Origin of the sequence: Vibrio nitrifigilis (assembly GCF_015686695.1) — a bacterium.
GTDB lineage: Bacteria > Pseudomonadota > Gammaproteobacteria > Enterobacterales > Vibrionaceae > Vibrio > Vibrio nitrifigilis.
This window is the reverse complement of record NZ_JADPMR010000001.1, coordinates 1,735,585-1,752,577: the sequence shown is the minus strand read 5'-3', so window position 1 is coordinate 1,752,577 and position 16,993 is coordinate 1,735,585. Positions and strand designations below refer to the sequence as shown.

The following is a 16,993-nucleotide window of genomic DNA, read 5'->3' as shown; positions in this document are numbered from 1 at the left end:
ACAATCAAAATGTTATCGACGTTCAAGCATTAACTTAACACCTAGACCGACTAAAACACATCCTGTTGTACCTTCCATCCAACGCATAAACTTAGCGCTTTTCAACAGAGTTCTCGCTTTATTGAGAGCGCCAGATAATGCACACTGCCAAATCATTGCGATCACAAAATGTACCGCTGCCATAAACAATGATTGCAGTAACGCTGAATGCGCCGGACTAATAAATTGCGGTAAAAATGCTAAGTAAAAGACCGCCGTTTTCGGATTAAGTACGTTAGATAGAAAACCTTCGCGCAACGAACGACGAATGCTTAAGTTCGAGTTATTGGCCGTTTCAACATGCAAACCACCACTGTTCCCTTTTATCAAACCTTTCAAACTATTGTAGCCAAGCCATATTAAGTAGGCCGCTCCAATCATTTTCACGACTTGAAACAGTTCTGCTGATTGTGCTAACACTGCAGAAATACCAATTGCAGAAAACGTGGCATGAACAAACAGTCCACTACAAATACCAAAACTCGTTACACAACCATCACTAATACCTGCACGTGACGTATTACGAATCACTAATGCCGTATCAAGTCCGGGTGTTAAAGTCAAAATGGTAATGGCTATGACAAAAGCTTCAAAATTTTGTATGTACATTGATCCCTCGGGCAATAAACGGCTTTAATCAGGTTATACCGCAACTGCCCTTGAATGTCTGTAAACAATTATCATGTACTGAGAAATTATTTCTAATAAATCATTACTCTATAAGACAAAATTATGTTGTGACAACGTCATTAAACCTTCTTGATTTAAAAACGTATCAAAACAGTTTATGCGGGTAATGCCTTAAATCTTGGCGAAAGTTTCTTTGCCACGCCACAATATCGTTTTTACGTATGATCGCCATCATTTGTTTCCATCGGTCAATACGTTCATCAAGCGGCATACGTATCGCTTTGGCTAACGTATCGGCCACCGCTTCAGTATCATATGGATTCACAATTAAAGCCGCATCCAACTCGTAAGCCGCCCCAGCCATTTTTGATAACACGAGTACACCTGGATCTTCTGGATTTTGTGCTGCGACATACTCTTTAGCTACTAGATTCATGCCATCACGTAAGGGCGTTACGAATCCAATATGAGACATATTATATAAAGCGATAACCGTGCTACGTCTAAACCCGCGATTAATATAACGGAGCGGTGTCCAATCAAAATCTGCGTAAGTACCGTTTACATGTCCCGCTGATTGTTCTACTTGCTTGGCAAGTTGCTCATAGGCTTTGACGTCGCCACGAGACGTCGGTGCCACTTGCATATAGACCAATTTACGATGCAAGTCTTGGTTATTCTTGAGTAGCTGATCATAGGCCTGGAAACGATGAAATATCCCTTTACTGTAATCAAGCCGATCCACCCCTATAATCAGTTTTCTATCTCCAAGTTCTTCACGTAATTGCAGATACTCTTTAGTACTCACCCCTTTATTCGCCGCGGTTTCTATATCTTCTGGATCGACGCCAATGGGATACACACCAGTGTCTTGTTCGTGACCGTGACAGGTAATGTGATTCGTTTCTGTAATCGTACCGCCAAAGGTATGTTCGATAGCTTGGTGATAATCAAATTGATCAATCGGCGTATGAAACCCAACCAAATCATAATTCAACAGTTCATCAAGCATATTGTCGTAATACGGTAACGCACGCAGTAAATCAAATGCAGGGAAAGGTGTATGCAGGAAAAAACCAATTTTAGATTTAACCCCGGCCTCACGTAACATTTTTGCCATTGGAATCAATTGATAGTCATGAATCCAGATGGTGTCATCGGGTTTTAGATAATGCAGTAAATGATTGGCGAATTTTCGGTTAACGCCTAAATAACCCGCCCGATAATGATTGCGATAACGCATTAAATCAGGGCGTTGGTGAAACAGAGGCCAAATAACATTGTTAGAGTATCCAAGATAAAAATTCTTGTATTCGTTTTGCCTTAAGCCAACCGTAATGAAATCGATATTACCGCGGCTCTCCTCTCTCACTTCAGTGCTCGGTCTGTTTTCAATTCTGCCATTCCAACCAAACCAGATACCGCCAGATTCTTCCATCGCAGCAAACACTCCAACAGCAAGGCCGCCATGAGCGCCCCCTTTTACCGTATCAGGCTTGGCAACACGATTAGACACAACAACAAGTCGACTCATAATTCATCCTCCCATCTTTGACTTAACATGCGAGCACAATTAATAATGCCTACCATACTGTAGGTTTGCGGGAAGTTACCCCACAATTCTCCTGTCTCTGGGTCTAGATCCTCTGATAACAACCCAACGTGATTGCGGCGTTGCAATAAGTCTTCAAATAATTCCCTCGCCTCGGTACACCGCCCGATGGCACATAACGCTTCGATATACCAAAAAGAGCAGATCGTAAACGCATTTTCAGGCTCGCCAAAATCATCTTCAATCACATAACGAAAGATGTATTTACTCCCTTTTGGCCGTAGATGTTGTTCAATCGCTTCCACGGTCCCAATGAATTTAGGATCATCACCCGAAACAAATCCAAGTGAGCAGGCTAATAGCAAACTCGCATCCATAGTGTCGCCACCCCATGTGGCGGTATAACTGCCTATTTCTTTATTGAAAGCGTTACTATCAATATCCTGCTTGATTAACTCGGCGTGACGAGCCCAATATTCTTGGCGGCCAGACAGATGAAGCTTAGCGGCGATTTTAGCTAATCGGTCCGCCGCAGCCCAACACATGATGCTGGAAAAGGTATGGATATGTTGACTTCCACGTAACTCCCATAATCCCGCATCAGGCTGGTTATAGTATTGAACGGCTTTCTCACCCACTTGTTCTAAAACTGGGAAAAGTCGCTTATCGTCAGGTTTGCGAATCCGCTCATCAAAAAACATTTGCGTAGCAGAAAGTACGACAGCTCCGTATACATCATGTTGGATTTGATCCGCAGCTTGGTTACCAAATCGAACAGGCCCCATACCTCGATAGCCATCCAACTTCTTGATGATTTTTTCTTCCATCTGCTTACTGCCATTAATACAGAACACCGGTTGAAGATATTCATCATCCATATTAGTGGCGAGGTTGATCAAATAACGCAGGTATTGCTCCATCGTCGCGGTGACACCTAACCGGTTTAAGGCGTGCACTGTAAAATAACTATCCCGCAACCAACAAAACCGGTAGTCCCAATTGCGTTGAGTATTTTTGGCTTCAGGGACCGAGGTCGTCATGGCCGCAACAATCGCCCCGGTATCTTCATAAGCTGACAGCTTTAATGTAATTGCCGATCGAATTACCGCATCCTGCCACTCAAAAGGTATTGCTAAGTTACAAACCCAAGTTCGCCAATGCTGCTCTGTTTCATTAAGAAAACGTAGTGTTAGCTGCTGAATAGGCTCTTCAAGGCTTTCATCATTACCGAAGATTAAGTAAGAATCTTGATCGAGAATGAACCAACTTTCATCTTGAATACAAGTAATCGAGAGATCGGTGGTCAACCGAAGAGAAAGCGTATCGTTAAGATACTTAATATGGTTACTCCCCTCGATTTTGACATAAGGCTGCCCAGTTTCATTATCCGCAGGACGCAGCCTTACTCGAATCTTTGGTGAGCCAATTGGAGACAGTATTCGGATTAAGGAAACTGGCCGGTGAACACGGCCATAAAGCATCAAACGTGGCGCAAAATCAGTGATCCTTACACCGTTTCCTTTTTGGTCGAACAACGTTGTTTCTAATATTGCCGTATTTTTACGGTATTGTTGTTTGCTATGAGAAAAGCCATCCAAATCGATACCATAGGTGCCAATTTGTTCCGTTTTTTCACCCGTCTTAAGTAATGAGGCAAATACCGGGTCACTATCGAAACGAGGCATACAAGACCATACCACCTCGCCCATTTTGTCGATTAATGCGCTAATACGGCAGTTACCAATCAACGCAAGATCAAGACTGTTATCAATCACTGGTTCCCTCCTTTTTCCAGCATAGCTTGAAAAAATTCTATGACACCGTCGGGAGACTCCAAGCGATAATTAGCACAACTCGCCCCTTCGCCGATTTTAACGGACACACCATGGTGATTGTTGACCCATTTAAAGGCATCTTCGTCAGTAACGTCATCGCCAAAATACCAAGGGACTCGCCCCTCAAATTCAGCACAATTCATGAAGTATGTAAGAGCAGAAGCTTTATTAATAAATTCTGGTTTCAGTTCCCGTATAAATTTGCCATTTTGCACAGCAAGCTTAAGTGTTGAATACCGGTTTATGACATCGTTAAGAAAATGTTCAACCATCTGCTCTTTAAACGGTTGATCACGGTAATGGATGGCAAGCGTAAGAGGCTTGTCTTCAAGAAGCAATTGCTGCTCTGCACAAAACAGTAGGCATTCGTCCAACAAAGACTGAGGCAAAGCAACAACATCTGGATGTTGATTAACGGTATGGCTGTTTCCAAAACGAAACTGCATCCCGTGGCTACCGCTCACTTTAAATTCAGGCATCGCCAGTAAGCTGTCGAGTGAATCTACACTACGTCCGGTTATGATGGCACTCGCTTGATTCGTCTCGCGGTTTATTTGCCGCAACGTATTTTTGACTTTATCAGTGACTATCACTGCATCAGGCGTCGGTTTTAAATCTACTAGTGTCCCATCAAAATCTAAAAAAATTGCAGATTGCTCAAAAGGCAGCTTAGGTAATGTATTCATCATTATCCCCCGCACATTTTAGCAAGTTCTTTATTACCATAACGCTATAAAAAGCAGAAAACAACCTTGAAATATGGTTATAACGATCCTATGTAAAATTGATAAATTGTTGCAATTAACTGAGGAAATAATGTGAACATCAGCGAGAATAATTCAATTAATCATAGATTTTTAATAGTATACAAACACCACCTAACGGATTGTAATTTGTTGATTATAAATAATTTAACCTAATAAACACATTCACTTACATGATGAAATTCAGCGTTATTACATTTTTGTTTACTTTGTGAAATTATTAATCGATATAGCCAAAATACATTCCACACTATTTCTCATAAACTTTATGAATGCAGAAAATGCTAATGATTTAAAGAAACATGTGAAAAAGGAACCAACCTAACAACAGTAACGGACAACGATATAAAGTTCACTACACTACCGATTAATTATCTCTAACGAAAGTGTTTAGACTTCAACATGAACGCGATAAGATTTAAAGAAATAACATTGGCTGCCTTACATTAGCAAGTGTCGCACTTCACGTATGGAATAGCTCCAGTCAAGATAGAAGTCTATCACTTCGAAGTTGAATTAGAGGCTTAAGTTTAATATGCCACTACAAACCCATATCCACTTTGAATATGGGGGGTTACGTTTTATACGTTATTTCATACAACAGGTAGGAAAATCATAACCATTACAACGCTCACCACTCCATTCATGAACCTGTTCGGGCCACTTGTGACGAAAAGGATTGAACCACGATTGATTAGGGCTTAGGCTTTGTTTTACTGCTTCCAGTTAGTTGTTTTGTAACGAGGTTTCGGCATAAGGCTACGATGATTAACGGATGTAGCCGAACAGATCGTAACTTCCTGATTTAGTTCCATCGAATTACGCAACAAAACCTAAAACTAGTACCTTTATTTAACTTCGGTTGTTTTACGTTCAAGCACATATGTAGGAATTTTACTTTCTTTCCCCTCTTTCTTCATAAAATAAATATAATATTTGTACATATGTTTAGCTTCATTTATTTCACCTAACTTCCAATAGGTATCACCTAAATTAATATATGCAACCGTTCTTTTGGGAAAAATCTGTAAAATATACTCCAAAATAAATTTTGAAGATTTATAGTTTTTATTTTTATATAAAAAATATCCGATATTATTATAGTCTACGACATTTTTTATAGAAACCGGATACTCATCTATAATTTCTAATAAATTATTTAACGGTAAGTTTTTTCCTTCCTCAGCTAATTTACTTGCCATAGGTGGAGAAATAGTCTGATCACTTGATATGATTTTTTCATCAATTGGTAGATTTGATACACAAATCTCCTTAGAGACTAATCTATTTAAAATTGATTTTGATGATATATACGGATAAACTACGCCACTAGTACTAGTATATGTTCTACCATCGTCATCTTTGAATAAATTAGGATGTTTTTCCGTTAAGTTTTCTAATTTGTCTTTTTTGATCTTTAATAACAATGGTTTATGATCTAAATAGGCACCAAACGTTTTTGAAAAATCGCCATTTTTTAAAATAATTGAAAGTATTATTACATTATTACTATCTAAACAATAATTGAATTTTATAAACTGTCCATATGATGGTATATCATAAAATTTTTTCACAAATAAACCATCATTTATGTTTATAGTAATATCTTGAGTAGAAGGCATAGTGAAACCAGACCTATCTTCGTAACTATTGTTTTTTGGGCTCTTGTTTATTTTTATATCAATATCACCATTAATTGTTTTGAATTCTTTTGTGTTAAGCGGTACATTTTCAGTATTAGTTAAAGATAACGCCAATTCATTATCTGAAAGAATTGACGAATATGTTACAAAGTTAATTATATATAAAAATAGAAATATGATTATTTTTCTCATAAAATACCGAGTTTTAAAGTCAATTTATAAATTTTCTGTTCTATCGTAGCGCACTATTCTTCTTCTACATAACCAAGATCACTAGTCACTTTGTCGTACCTAAAGGTGGGGATTTACCTTTTATCCAAACTTACATAAATTCCAATTCTAACTAAAATGTATATCCTGATAACAATACTTGCTGAAAAAGTTTCCAACGTACATTTTGGAACTCAGTTGTAACGTCATGAAAATCTGAACGATATGTTTCACCTTAAAAAGTAATGCAGGCTCTTAGGCAACAATTTATGATTCGCTATAATTAGATTAATCTGTGTTAGAGCCTAATTCCCTTTATTAATTGTTCTTATAATATATTAAACGCTCATCAACATATTTGGGTATTTTATTTTCTTTACCTAATTTTTTCATAAGATTGATATATATTAAATAATATTTATACGCATCTTTTTTATGTTGGTCAAACCAATAATCATCAGCAATATTTAATAACGCAAAAACCCTATTACTATCAAAACTAATTACTTCATTAAGTATGTAAATAGATTCTTTAAACATCTCTTTTTTATATAAAAAATATCCAATATTATTATAAATATATTCATTTCTTTTTGTTATAGGATATAGAGTCATTAGTTTTTTGTAACGGCTTACTAACATTAATTTATCTTTGCTTTCATATTTAGCTCTTTTTATAAAATCTTTAAGTGAATCAGTAATTTCAAACTCATTTATACATTGGCTTTTACTGAAGTCTAACAAGTCTTCCTCAAGAGCTATTTTATTTATCAGTTTTTTATTTATAAATTTCGTACAAGATTCAATTCGATTATCATAATCAAATGGAAAGCTATGCGTTCCTATTATTTTTGTCAAAAAAAGAGTTTCATCATAAGAAAGATATATATCTAATTTTTCAGCATTACTGTTAGAAAAACTGTAGCTAAGTTTTAATAAATTTGTATCTGAAGTTACAGACGTTAGCGAATATCCACCATCGCTAGAAAAATCGTTGATGTGATCAATCAATTTATAGGTATTGTTTTTATTCAAATAAAAATATAATTCATTATTAAATATTTCAATTTTATCTACATTACCGTCGTTATTAATATCGACATCTACAGTATAGTTTTTAATCTGATTAGCTGATGCTGAAAAGTTGATGAACAAACTAAAGATAATTATGATGAAAAAATTATCCATATTACATAATCTCTTTGATTATATTAAAATAATTTATAACGTACATAGAAGAGACACTCCTTAGCCTATTATCGTTTCACCAGTCATACAACAAGTTCGTAACTTATTCACCTTGAAATATCACCTAACTATCAAAGTATCGTTCGTTGTCTGAACTGTTCCTTTCTTTTGGACAAAGAGTTTTCAGCGTTAAGTATTACAACATCCAAGCTTACGTATAAAAGCACATAATGGCTCTAGCCAAGATTTATTTCTTCTACTTCATTGTGAATAATCATTGCCAAAAAGGATAGTGTCTGAGGATCATATTTGTATTCACTTACTAAAAAACTACTGTCCTAATTCACATATTGTCGATTCGATATTTAAAACTGGGAATTCAGGATCACTTATATCATCTATTGATAATGAACATGTCGCTCTATGCTCAACTTTGCCAGATACACTTAAGACTGGAACCTTATTAAAAATAAATTTATGTTTTTTAACACTAGATACGGAGGAATAGTTAACTTTTACGTCTTTGTCTGTAAAATTTTGTATGTCTATATGACCCAAGTTAACAGCATAAAAATATTGTTTCATTTTATGTTCACTATAATCAATCGCACTCGTTAAGCAATATTTATTTTCTATTTCCCCATCATAAACAGGAATAACACAGGAAGTATTCCCATCGCTACCAAGAAACGAATCGAATATTATAGAGTAATCGCTATGTATAACTGACTTACCAATAGTATATGAATATGTTGATGTTGATGTTGATTTTAAATTGGGGAAATTATCAGTATTTAATTCAACCGCATTACTGCAATTCGAAAAATATGAACTTAGACCAATTAACCATATGAATTTATACACTTAATTCTCCTTGGCCCAATAACTAATAATATTATTTTTTCAATATAAAAATATCAAGGGTAAATATTAAAATACACTGATTGTTACACAGAATTATTTAACCCCTGCAGAAAAATTTTAGTCCTGAACACAACAATTTTCGAAATCAGGACTTAGCCATCACCTTTTTTGGGGTAAATTCAATTCATAACTATTTATATTAATAATTTTAATTATCGATATTCTTTAATTTATTATTAAGTTCTTTCGCCTCTTTAAGTCTATTTGTTTTATTTAAATAAAACTCTATTTTTTCATAAGAGTCTTTATTATTAACATTGACAGGATAACATCTTGAGTATGCGGATATATTATAAACTAATCCTTGTTGCTCGATGAACTTAGATAGTTTATGTGGATTTAATAATTTCACGTCTCTATCGTTTATACTTACAGTTCCATCATACCATACTAACTCATTGCTATTATTCCAGTATGCACCACAAATAGCACCAGAAAAGTAACTGATAGGACAACCATCACTTAATCGTATTACATCACAATAATTTTTTGACCCATTTATTTTTTTATTATTACTGTCATATAAAGTATAGTTCTCTATCCTTTGAATTAATACATATTTTTTATCAGGCGAAAAGTTAAATATATCGCTCGGTTGCCCAAATGAAAACTTATTAACATCTGAATACAAATTTAAATTATCATTGTAAATGATATTATTTTTACTCACACTTAATAACTGTGAATAAGCAGAAAAACTAAAACTTATTAACGTCAAAGTCAATATATTAAATTTATGCATTTAATATTTCCTCAATATTTTCAAATCTTTTTATTGAATCAGTCATTCTTCTATTTGATTTGTATATTCTTAATATACCTTCTATTACGTCACCTCTGTTATCATCGTCCAAAGAGTCAATAATTGAGCTTATATTACTATTTTTAATATAAGTATTTATTGCCAATTCCAGATCTCGCTTAACGTATCCTGGCCTATTAACACTTTGATCTAAAATTACAGCTCGAGATAAATTATCAGTAAAAATACTACCAATTGTGTGTGAGTTATTTTTTATCGTTATTTGAGAATTTAAGACAAATCTGAGCCTTTTCACAAAATCTAATATTTGTAACTTAACATATGCATCTTGTTGGATTGAATAACCTAGATTTTTTATAGGTATACAATCAATCACATCTCCAACATTCTTTCCTATACATGACGATCTTATTATCGTTTTTAATTCATTTCCTGATAATAACCTTCCATCTGCTATATCTTGATGTTGAAAAAACAAGTTATCATTTTTAATAATCCATCCATAATCATAAAAATACTCAATATATTCTTTTTTATTGTTCTCACTAAATTTAATTAATTGTTCTAATAACTCACCATTCCCTTCTACTTTTATCGTCTTTTGCATTGCTCCAGCAGTGAGTAATTCACTATCATAACTCTGCACAGAATCCAATTTACCTTCATTTTTAGCCATACTCTTTATAATTATACTTTCATTTTGAGTAATCGTTGAATTGTCTATTAATTTATCCCAAATTTCATTAACAGAATCTAATGAATGATTTCCCCAAATTACAGGTCCCATCACTGAATTATATCTGGTCGCTTTTACAACTATATTATTATCTCGACAAGTATATTTATATAAAATGTTACTACTTATAGGCCACCAGTTCCACACTACAGCATTATCTTTAAACAACGCAGTGTCTTGCATCCAGGCCAATTGGTCTGCACGGTCTTTTTCATGTTTAAGTCTTTTATTATCACCAAACAAATACGTTAACTCTTGAAATAGCAAACTAGTATCAGACTTATGATACCACTCACTCGTGTGTTGCACGACCGTCAACTTACTCGCGTCTTGAGGTAGCAATACCGATTTTAGCTCATCATCTTCAACTGTGACAGCGTCACACTTTTCAGCGTTGGTTACTGACTTTTTAGCGCATAACGCTAGATCGCGGAAAAAATCACTTGGATCTTTCTTGAGAAGATATCCATGTGAATTTTCATCCGATGCAAATTGTAAGTTGGCCGCTTTTTCATCGCCGAAGAATGCGGTTAAAAAGGCTTTTGGTGGTTTATCGAGCGAAATTAATTCATGATGAAGCTGATATCTTTTATCTGCCACATACCCCCGCTCTTGATCATAAATTAACACGTCAAAACGGCCTAAGTAGCCGATAGGCTCACCGGCTTTCACAGGAATATTCGTTGACGTAACAGGCGTATTTTCATCATTAAAATCTAAAATATCCGATTTTTCATTCACTTTTACGTAAGCATCAGTGATGGCAATCCAGCCTGATGTTAACTTAACGGTTTGTTGATTACCTTGAAACGCTTTATTATTCGTAAAATCACATCGCGCCATCAAATATTTTTTTCCGCCAATGCGACAGAATTTTGTATCACTGGTTCTTGAAAAGCTTATCGTGCACCCATTATATGCTTGACCAATCACATCACCGGCATCACCGTTAGTTTTAGGGTCAGAACGAACACGAATAGATGTATTACAAGTGATTTCACCTGTCAGCTTCTGATAAAACCAAATAGGTTCAGGCGCATTTTCAACGGGTCCCCCTGTAATGATAAATTGAGGATCACTTTCTTTTGGTGATGGATCATCCGCTAACCATACGTTGTTACCCACCCCTGCAAGACTATCTCGTAGTCCTTTATTATCTTTTATTTCGTACTTTTTAAAGTTATAAGTAATCCCATTAGATTCAAACGTTCGTGGTTGAGAATCTTCATCAAGTAAGAGAACCGTGCCTTTCTTCAGTTTAACGTATGTATTTAATTCGTTAGAAATTTTTGGCATCGCTCTGGCAAACCACGACTGAGCCAATACATGCTGAATAGGTTCTTCTTCTACATCACTTTTGTCATCATTTATGGTCGCTAAATGCATATAAAGGCTGTAGAAGTTGAAGGTGGCATCATTGTCGTCGTCATCTTTATAGTCAAATTCATGCTCGATAAGACAGAAGTTGTGGCTAAACGGCAATTTTTGATGTCCGTATTCAGTTTCGGGATAATCTTCAGATAAACGACAGGCAATAATATTGCCATCAGCAATTGCTCTAATTGGGTAATACTTTCTTACCCAAGGCGCATTTACTTTAGTAAAATGAATGCCACCATGAAATGTATTGTGGCTTGGGTTAAAGCCATATTGGCCTATCGTTTCTTGGCTAATGACTGTTTCTAATTCGTCTTGATTTGGAAATTCACTGCCATCTGATTTTGTTATTGGGTATACAAATTTCATAATAAAACCTTAAGCCGAGAAGATGTAGTTAAAGCCTGCCCCACCGGATTTAGATGAGTCATCAGTATCTTCACTGGTTGTTTCTGACGTTGATGTTGTAGTTTCTGTACTTGCTGTCGTTGTCGCTGCACTTCTGCTCGATGTTGCGCTGCTTATGGCACTGGACGCTGCTGTTGAAGTTGAACTACTTGTTGTACTTGAAGATGATGAACTAGTGCTTGTAGACGTTGCAGTGGTTGTTTCAGCCATAGTAACATCTTTACCTTGGCCTGTGGTTACAGCGGCTGTTCCTGACGCTTGTGTCGCTGCAACATCTCCATTCACGATTTCTTCTACTGCGGTGTCATTCGTCAAGCTTTTTGGTAGAGTTGCTGCCAATGCACTAATCGCTGTACCACTTCCTGCACTGCCGCCTGAGTTGAGGTTAATTCCAGCGCCAGAAAGGTGCACACCGGATGGGTCGACTTTAACGAAGCTGCCACCAGCAGAAACGGTAATTTCTGAGCCGGATTCAATCACGACTTTTTGACCTGCTTTGATGTGTACTTCTGTCGTGGTGTCGTTCACCCACACTTTACCGGTTTTAACGTGTAAGTTTCCGTCGATGATAAAGGTGCGGTTTTTATTGACTGCTTCACGCTTTTCGCCCTTGATGGTTTCATGGACGTTCTTTTTCACTTGGGTGTAGTGATTGGCATCTACAGTTAGATTCTTATTGTTATGAATCTGACGGTTATGATCGTTTTCGGTAATGCCTTCATAATCTTTTTGGGCATGCAGGAAAATTTGTTCTTGCTCAGCTTGGTCTTCAAAACTTAATTCGTTATAACCGTCACCTTGGTGAGTTTCGGTTCGAATTACCGTTTTGGTTTTATTATCCGGCAATACGTAAGGAGGCGTGTTGGTCTCGTGATAAGTACCGCCAGTGACAATAGGCTGATCGGGATCGCCATTAAGGAACGAAACAATCACTTCATGGCCAATACGCGGGATGGCAACCATACCATATTGGCTACCCGCCCAATCTTGAGCTACGCGTACCCAACAAGAACTCAGTTCATCAGTGTTAGAATAACGATCCCATGGGAAATGCAATTTAACCCGGCCATACTCATCACAGAAAATCTCCTCGCCATCAGGGCCAACGACAATCGCTATCATCGGACCGTCCACTTGAGGTTTAGGCTGCGGCACAGCTTCCCATAGTGATGTTGCAGGAATCAGCTTAAACTGGTTAGCGTAAGTGGTTGCGCCGCTTCCCGCTTCTTCCTCTAACGCTTGAGGTTGCTCACCTTGATGAGACACTCCAACCACAAGATAATCCGTGTTTAACTCATCATTTAAATGTTCTTCAAGACTGAACTGATAACCAGCGCGCAGGGACATATGATTGCTTTTCCCTGTCAGGGTTTTAGCATCACGACGTAAGTAGGCTAATCGAATATCACTAAACGCTTTACCACTTACGTCATCTTTATAGCGCCCTGGCGCATCATAGTGTTCGTAATCTGACTGTTGATATTGCGCATCGGTCGCAGCTGAGCTTTGCGCAAAGGTATAAGTTGGCTTTTTAAAACTATAATCACGTTGTTCAACGCTGGACACTTCTGATTGAGTCTTCGCGACCAAACTTGACACATATTGAGTGTCAACAGCGCCACCGGATAACACGTTGTAAGGAACAGATTCGCTTACCCAAGGAAAGCTTTCCGTTTTATCAGTGAACAGAATGGTATGTTTACCCTCTGTATGTTCGAAGCTGTAAACTAAGCCCTCTTCGGCGGCAATGCGATGTAAAAATTCAAGATCGGTTTCTCGATATTGCACACAAAACTCACGCTTTGCACAGTCTCTCGCGACAGAAAAAGCAAACGCGGTGATTTTCATTTCTTGAAGCAATACAGAAATAATTTCAGGAACTGTCAACTGTTGGAAAATACGACTATTGTGACGTAAAGAGAGACGCTCTAGCGATGGTACTAGTGTTAAATCGTAAAAACTAAAATTATGACCGATATCACCGTTACTGAAACTGCGCACGATACCGTTAACCCGCTGCACTAGCTCCCCATTACGATACAGAGTTAATTCTGCGCCTCGGTCGACAACTTGATCGGCGGTGATATTTGATTGACGACTCGCCAATTGCACCATATAGCGAAAACCATAGCAGGGCTCGCCTTTAAACTGACTATCCGAGATGGATTCGTGCCCATCAAATCCTCGAACTACAAACGTATCTTCTTCTAAGCCATCAATTTGTATTTTATAACTTAACGTCGCCATCCTGACATTTCCTATGATCTTTTTATATACGTCAAAACCTTAAGCACAAAACACATCATTGTTAATGTGATGTTCTGTGCTTAAGGTTTATGTTATCGCCTGCCAATAAGCAGGCGATAGTTGTGTACTTGCTAAGATTACGCTTCAACTGGTGTGCGCCAGTCATCAGCACCGGACGTGCCTGCATTAACGTGATCCCAAGTAATTTTGCGATATGTCATTGAGACAGTCAGATTTTGTGTGAAATCTGATTTTGCTGGGTCTTGGCAGTGAGGCATTTCACAACGAATATCGACGATAGATGCGTTTTCTAGTGTCGTGGTGAAGAAGTTTTCTTGCTTACCTTCAATAGAAGTTCTATACCATTTTAAAGTAACCGATGTCATTTTTTCACCAGCAGCCAGTGCGTTGTATAGCAAAGGAACGGCTTTATTGAGAGACACAGTGAATTTGAATGGCTTGTGAGCTCGTTGGCCTGCAGGCTGACCTGATTGAGGATCGGTCGGAACGGTCACATTGTGGTCAAATTGTTGAACCAGCATTTCATCTTCGTGACCTTCTACATAAGAGTCACCAATTGAATCTGCGGTGCAAGCTCCGGCCGTGATAAGACCTTGGGTTTGACCTTCAATAGAGATATAACATGGAGTTGGCATAACAAATCCTTCTAACGTTGAATAACCAATGGGTTGTTTTTATTTATATTTTCCACAATGCCCCTCTAATACTATTTTTTATTAAGCCTGTGTATCAGATTCGTTCATACTCATGACCACATTGTGAACTTTTTCCATCATGTTGATGGTCTATAGATAAGAGCAAGGTCAATGCCAAGTCTCTCACCTATAAAATTCATATAGTTATAATTATCTATCACTTATTTAAGCAATAACCTGCCTAAGACTGAGCAAGTTTTTGCTCGCATAGGCAAGGTTCCTCGCCCTACTCAGCACTATTTAGTATGTCACCTCATCCACAACCAACTGTCAGAGTTATGTTGATGTTGATAGCGAGTGACAGAATTTACTTGGCATCGGATATAACGACCAACCCTATGATAATGCGCGTTTTACCCTACCCAACCACAAGAGAAATGAGATGATAATTTGCGCCTGTTTGCTATTATCAAAACTTATTCTTTTATCATGTAGGTCTATTCTATGAGCGCATTCGAAAAACTAGTTAAGCATTCAAAGAAAGTCGCCAATTTTGAGCACTTATACGCCATTTCTAGCTGGGACCAATCTTCTATCATGCCCTCCGGTGGTGCCGAAGCTCGCGGCGCAGCGATGGCTGAGCTCTCTGTTCATATCCATCAAATGAGAACCCAACCTCAACTAGAGGAATGGTTCGAATCCGCAGCGCAAGAAAATCTCGACCAAACTCAGAGTGCTATTCTCAGAGAAATGAAGCAGCAATGGCAACAAGCGACCGTCCTACCTGACGAATTTGTGGAAGCCAAATCACTCGCTGGGTCAAAATGTGAACATGCATGGCGTGAACAGCGTACTCAAAACGATTGGCAAGGATTTATTGCAAACTGGCAAGAAGTGGTCACATTGTCTCAGCAAGAGGCACAAATTCGAGCAGAAGTGGCAGGAACAACGCCTTATGATGCAATGCTTAATTTATATGAACCCGGCACAACCAGTGAGTCGCTAGACAAAGTCTTTACCGATGTAAAATCTTGGCTACCTGACATGATCGATCAAGCCATAGAAAAGCAAGCGTCAGAACCTGTGATTGAGCCCAAAGGTCACTACCCGGCACAAGCACAAAAAGCACTCGGTAAAGAAGTGATGAAGCTACTGCAATTTGACTTTTCTCATGGCCGGTTAGATGAAAGTGTTCACCCATTTTGTGGGGGTGTACCTACCGATGTGCGCATTACCACGCGCTACGATGAAAGTGAATTTGTTCAATCCATTATGGGTATTGTTCATGAAACGGGGCATGCTCGTTATGAACAAGGTTTGCCACGTGCATTGGCTGGTACTCGTGCTGGCGAAGCCCGTTCTATGGGGGTGCATGAATCTCAGTCCCTATTTTTTGAAATGCAATTGGGCCGCAACCCACATTTTATCGCCCATTTAGCCAAGCTCATTAAAGGCCGATTCGACGATAGTACTGAGGGTCTGTTTGACGTAGCTAACCTGCAAAAAGTATACACTCGGGTGAAGAAAGACTTTATCCGCATTGATGCTGATGAGTTAACCTACCCTGCACACGTCATTTTGCGCTACGAAATTGAGCGTGATTTAATGAATGGCAAGATCACTTGTGCCGATGTTCCAGAATTATGGGACGAAAAAATGCAAGGCTACTTAGGTTTATCGACAAAAGGGAATTACCGCCAAGGGTGCATGCAAGATATTCATTGGACCGATGGTTCATTTGGCTATTTCCCAAGTTATACACTGGGTGCAATGTATGCGGCTCAATTTATGGCAGCCATGCGCAAAACGATTGATGTAGAGAGTGTTTTGGATTCTGGCGATCTTTCTCCTATTTTCACATGGCTTAACGACCATGTTTGGAGCAAAGGCAGTTTGTACACTACCAATGAAATTCTTACACAAGCGACTGGAGAAGTGTTAAATCCAGCGTTCTTCAAACAGCATCTCAAATCACGTTATCTTTAAATCTCACTTGAGCGAATTAGCGATTTAGATTTTAA

General features: G+C 37.8%; 12 protein-coding genes. 1 reads left to right on the top strand and 11 read right to left on the bottom strand.

Features of this window, described 5'->3' with window-relative positions:
* Window positions 1-12 precede the first annotated feature (12 nt).
* The 11 genes from I1A42_RS07720 to I1A42_RS07670 form a co-directional block, all read right to left on the bottom strand.
* Window positions 13-648: a LysE family translocator gene (locus I1A42_RS07720; RefSeq protein WP_161154581.1), complete on the bottom strand. Its 636-nt coding sequence runs from the start codon at window positions 646-648 to the stop codon at window positions 13-15.
* Between the two features lie 166 nt (window positions 649-814).
* The gene (locus I1A42_RS07715) at window positions 815-2,203 is read right to left on the bottom strand and encodes an alpha,alpha-trehalose-phosphate synthase (UDP-forming) (protein ID WP_161154582.1); all 1,389 of its coding nucleotides are present in this window, start codon (window positions 2,201-2,203) and stop codon (window positions 815-817) included.
* Entirely contained in the window at window positions 2,200-3,996 is a 1,797-nt protein-coding gene (locus tag I1A42_RS07710; protein ID WP_196123121.1) for a glycoside hydrolase family 15 protein, read from the bottom strand. Before I1A42_RS07710 ends, I1A42_RS07715 begins: the two co-directional genes overlap by 4 nt.
* Complete coding sequence (otsB, locus tag I1A42_RS07705) at window positions 3,993-4,745, bottom strand: trehalose-phosphatase (RefSeq protein WP_196123120.1); 753 nt, start codon at window positions 4,743-4,745, stop codon at window positions 3,993-3,995. The genes I1A42_RS07710 and otsB overlap by 4 nt, the downstream gene beginning before the upstream one ends.
* Window positions 4,746-5,668: 923 nt before the next feature.
* Window positions 5,669-6,655, bottom strand: a complete 987-nt coding sequence (locus I1A42_RS07700) for a tetratricopeptide repeat protein (RefSeq protein WP_196123119.1) — start codon at window positions 6,653-6,655, stop codon at window positions 5,669-5,671.
* A gap of 336 nt (window positions 6,656-6,991) precedes the next feature.
* A complete protein-coding gene (locus I1A42_RS07695) occupies window positions 6,992-7,861 on the bottom strand; it encodes a tetratricopeptide repeat protein (RefSeq protein ID WP_196123118.1) in 870 nt (289 codons plus the stop codon).
* Window positions 7,862-8,191: 330 nt separating this feature from the next.
* Window positions 8,192-8,725: a hypothetical protein gene (locus I1A42_RS07690; RefSeq protein WP_196123117.1), complete on the bottom strand. Its 534-nt coding sequence runs from the start codon at window positions 8,723-8,725 to the stop codon at window positions 8,192-8,194.
* Window positions 8,726-8,933: 208 nt separating this feature from the next.
* The gene (locus tag I1A42_RS07685; protein ID WP_196123116.1) at window positions 8,934-9,527 is read right to left on the bottom strand and encodes a hypothetical protein; all 594 of its coding nucleotides are present in this window, start codon (window positions 9,525-9,527) and stop codon (window positions 8,934-8,936) included.
* Window positions 9,520-12,030, bottom strand: coding sequence for a hypothetical protein (locus I1A42_RS07680; RefSeq protein WP_196123115.1), 2,511 nt, complete (start codon window positions 12,028-12,030; stop codon window positions 9,520-9,522). Before I1A42_RS07680 ends, I1A42_RS07685 begins: the two co-directional genes overlap by 8 nt.
* A 9-nt stretch (window positions 12,031-12,039) precedes the next feature.
* A complete protein-coding gene (locus I1A42_RS07675; RefSeq protein ID WP_196123114.1) occupies window positions 12,040-14,316 on the bottom strand; it encodes a type VI secretion system Vgr family protein in 2,277 nt (758 codons plus the stop codon).
* A 137-nt stretch (window positions 14,317-14,453) separates the two neighbouring features.
* Entirely contained in the window at window positions 14,454-14,972 is a 519-nt protein-coding gene (locus I1A42_RS07670; protein ID WP_161157909.1) for an Hcp family type VI secretion system effector, read from the bottom strand.
* A 504-nt stretch (window positions 14,973-15,476) separates the two neighbouring features.
* On the opposite strand from I1A42_RS07670, the gene I1A42_RS07665 reads away from it, so the two are divergent.
* A complete protein-coding gene (locus I1A42_RS07665; protein ID WP_196123113.1) occupies window positions 15,477-16,958 on the top strand; it encodes a carboxypeptidase M32 in 1,482 nt (493 codons plus the stop codon).
* The last annotated feature ends 35 nt before the right edge of the window (window positions 16,959-16,993 follow it).

Excerpts from the sequence above, each read along its gene's own strand:
- I1A42_RS07720 (WP_161154581.1), bottom strand. The coding sequence starts at position 648 with ATGTACATACAAAATTTTGAAGCTTTTGTCATAGCCATTACCATTTTG.
- I1A42_RS07715 (WP_161154582.1), bottom strand. The coding sequence starts at position 2,203 with ATGAGTCGACTTGTTGTTGTGTCTAATCGTGTTGCCAAGCCTGATACG.
- otsB (WP_196123120.1), bottom strand. The coding sequence starts at position 4,745 with ATGATGAATACATTACCTAAGCTGCCTTTTGAGCAATCTGCAATTTTT.
- I1A42_RS07700 (WP_196123119.1), bottom strand. The coding sequence starts at position 6,655 with ATGAGAAAAATAATCATATTTCTATTTTTATATATAATTAACTTTGTA.
- I1A42_RS07695 (WP_196123118.1), bottom strand. The coding sequence starts at position 7,861 with ATGGATAATTTTTTCATCATAATTATCTTTAGTTTGTTCATCAACTTT.
- I1A42_RS07685 (WP_196123116.1), bottom strand. The coding sequence starts at position 9,527 with ATGCATAAATTTAATATATTGACTTTGACGTTAATAAGTTTTAGTTTT.
- I1A42_RS07680 (WP_196123115.1), bottom strand. The coding sequence starts at position 12,030 with ATGAAATTTGTATACCCAATAACAAAATCAGATGGCAGTGAATTTCCA.
- I1A42_RS07675 (WP_196123114.1), bottom strand. The coding sequence starts at position 14,316 with ATGGCGACGTTAAGTTATAAAATACAAATTGATGGCTTAGAAGAAGAT.
- I1A42_RS07670 (WP_161157909.1), bottom strand. The coding sequence starts at position 14,972 with ATGCCAACTCCATGTTATATCTCTATTGAAGGTCAAACCCAAGGTCTT.
- I1A42_RS07665 (WP_196123113.1), top strand. The coding sequence starts at position 15,477 with ATGAGCGCATTCGAAAAACTAGTTAAGCATTCAAAGAAAGTCGCCAAT.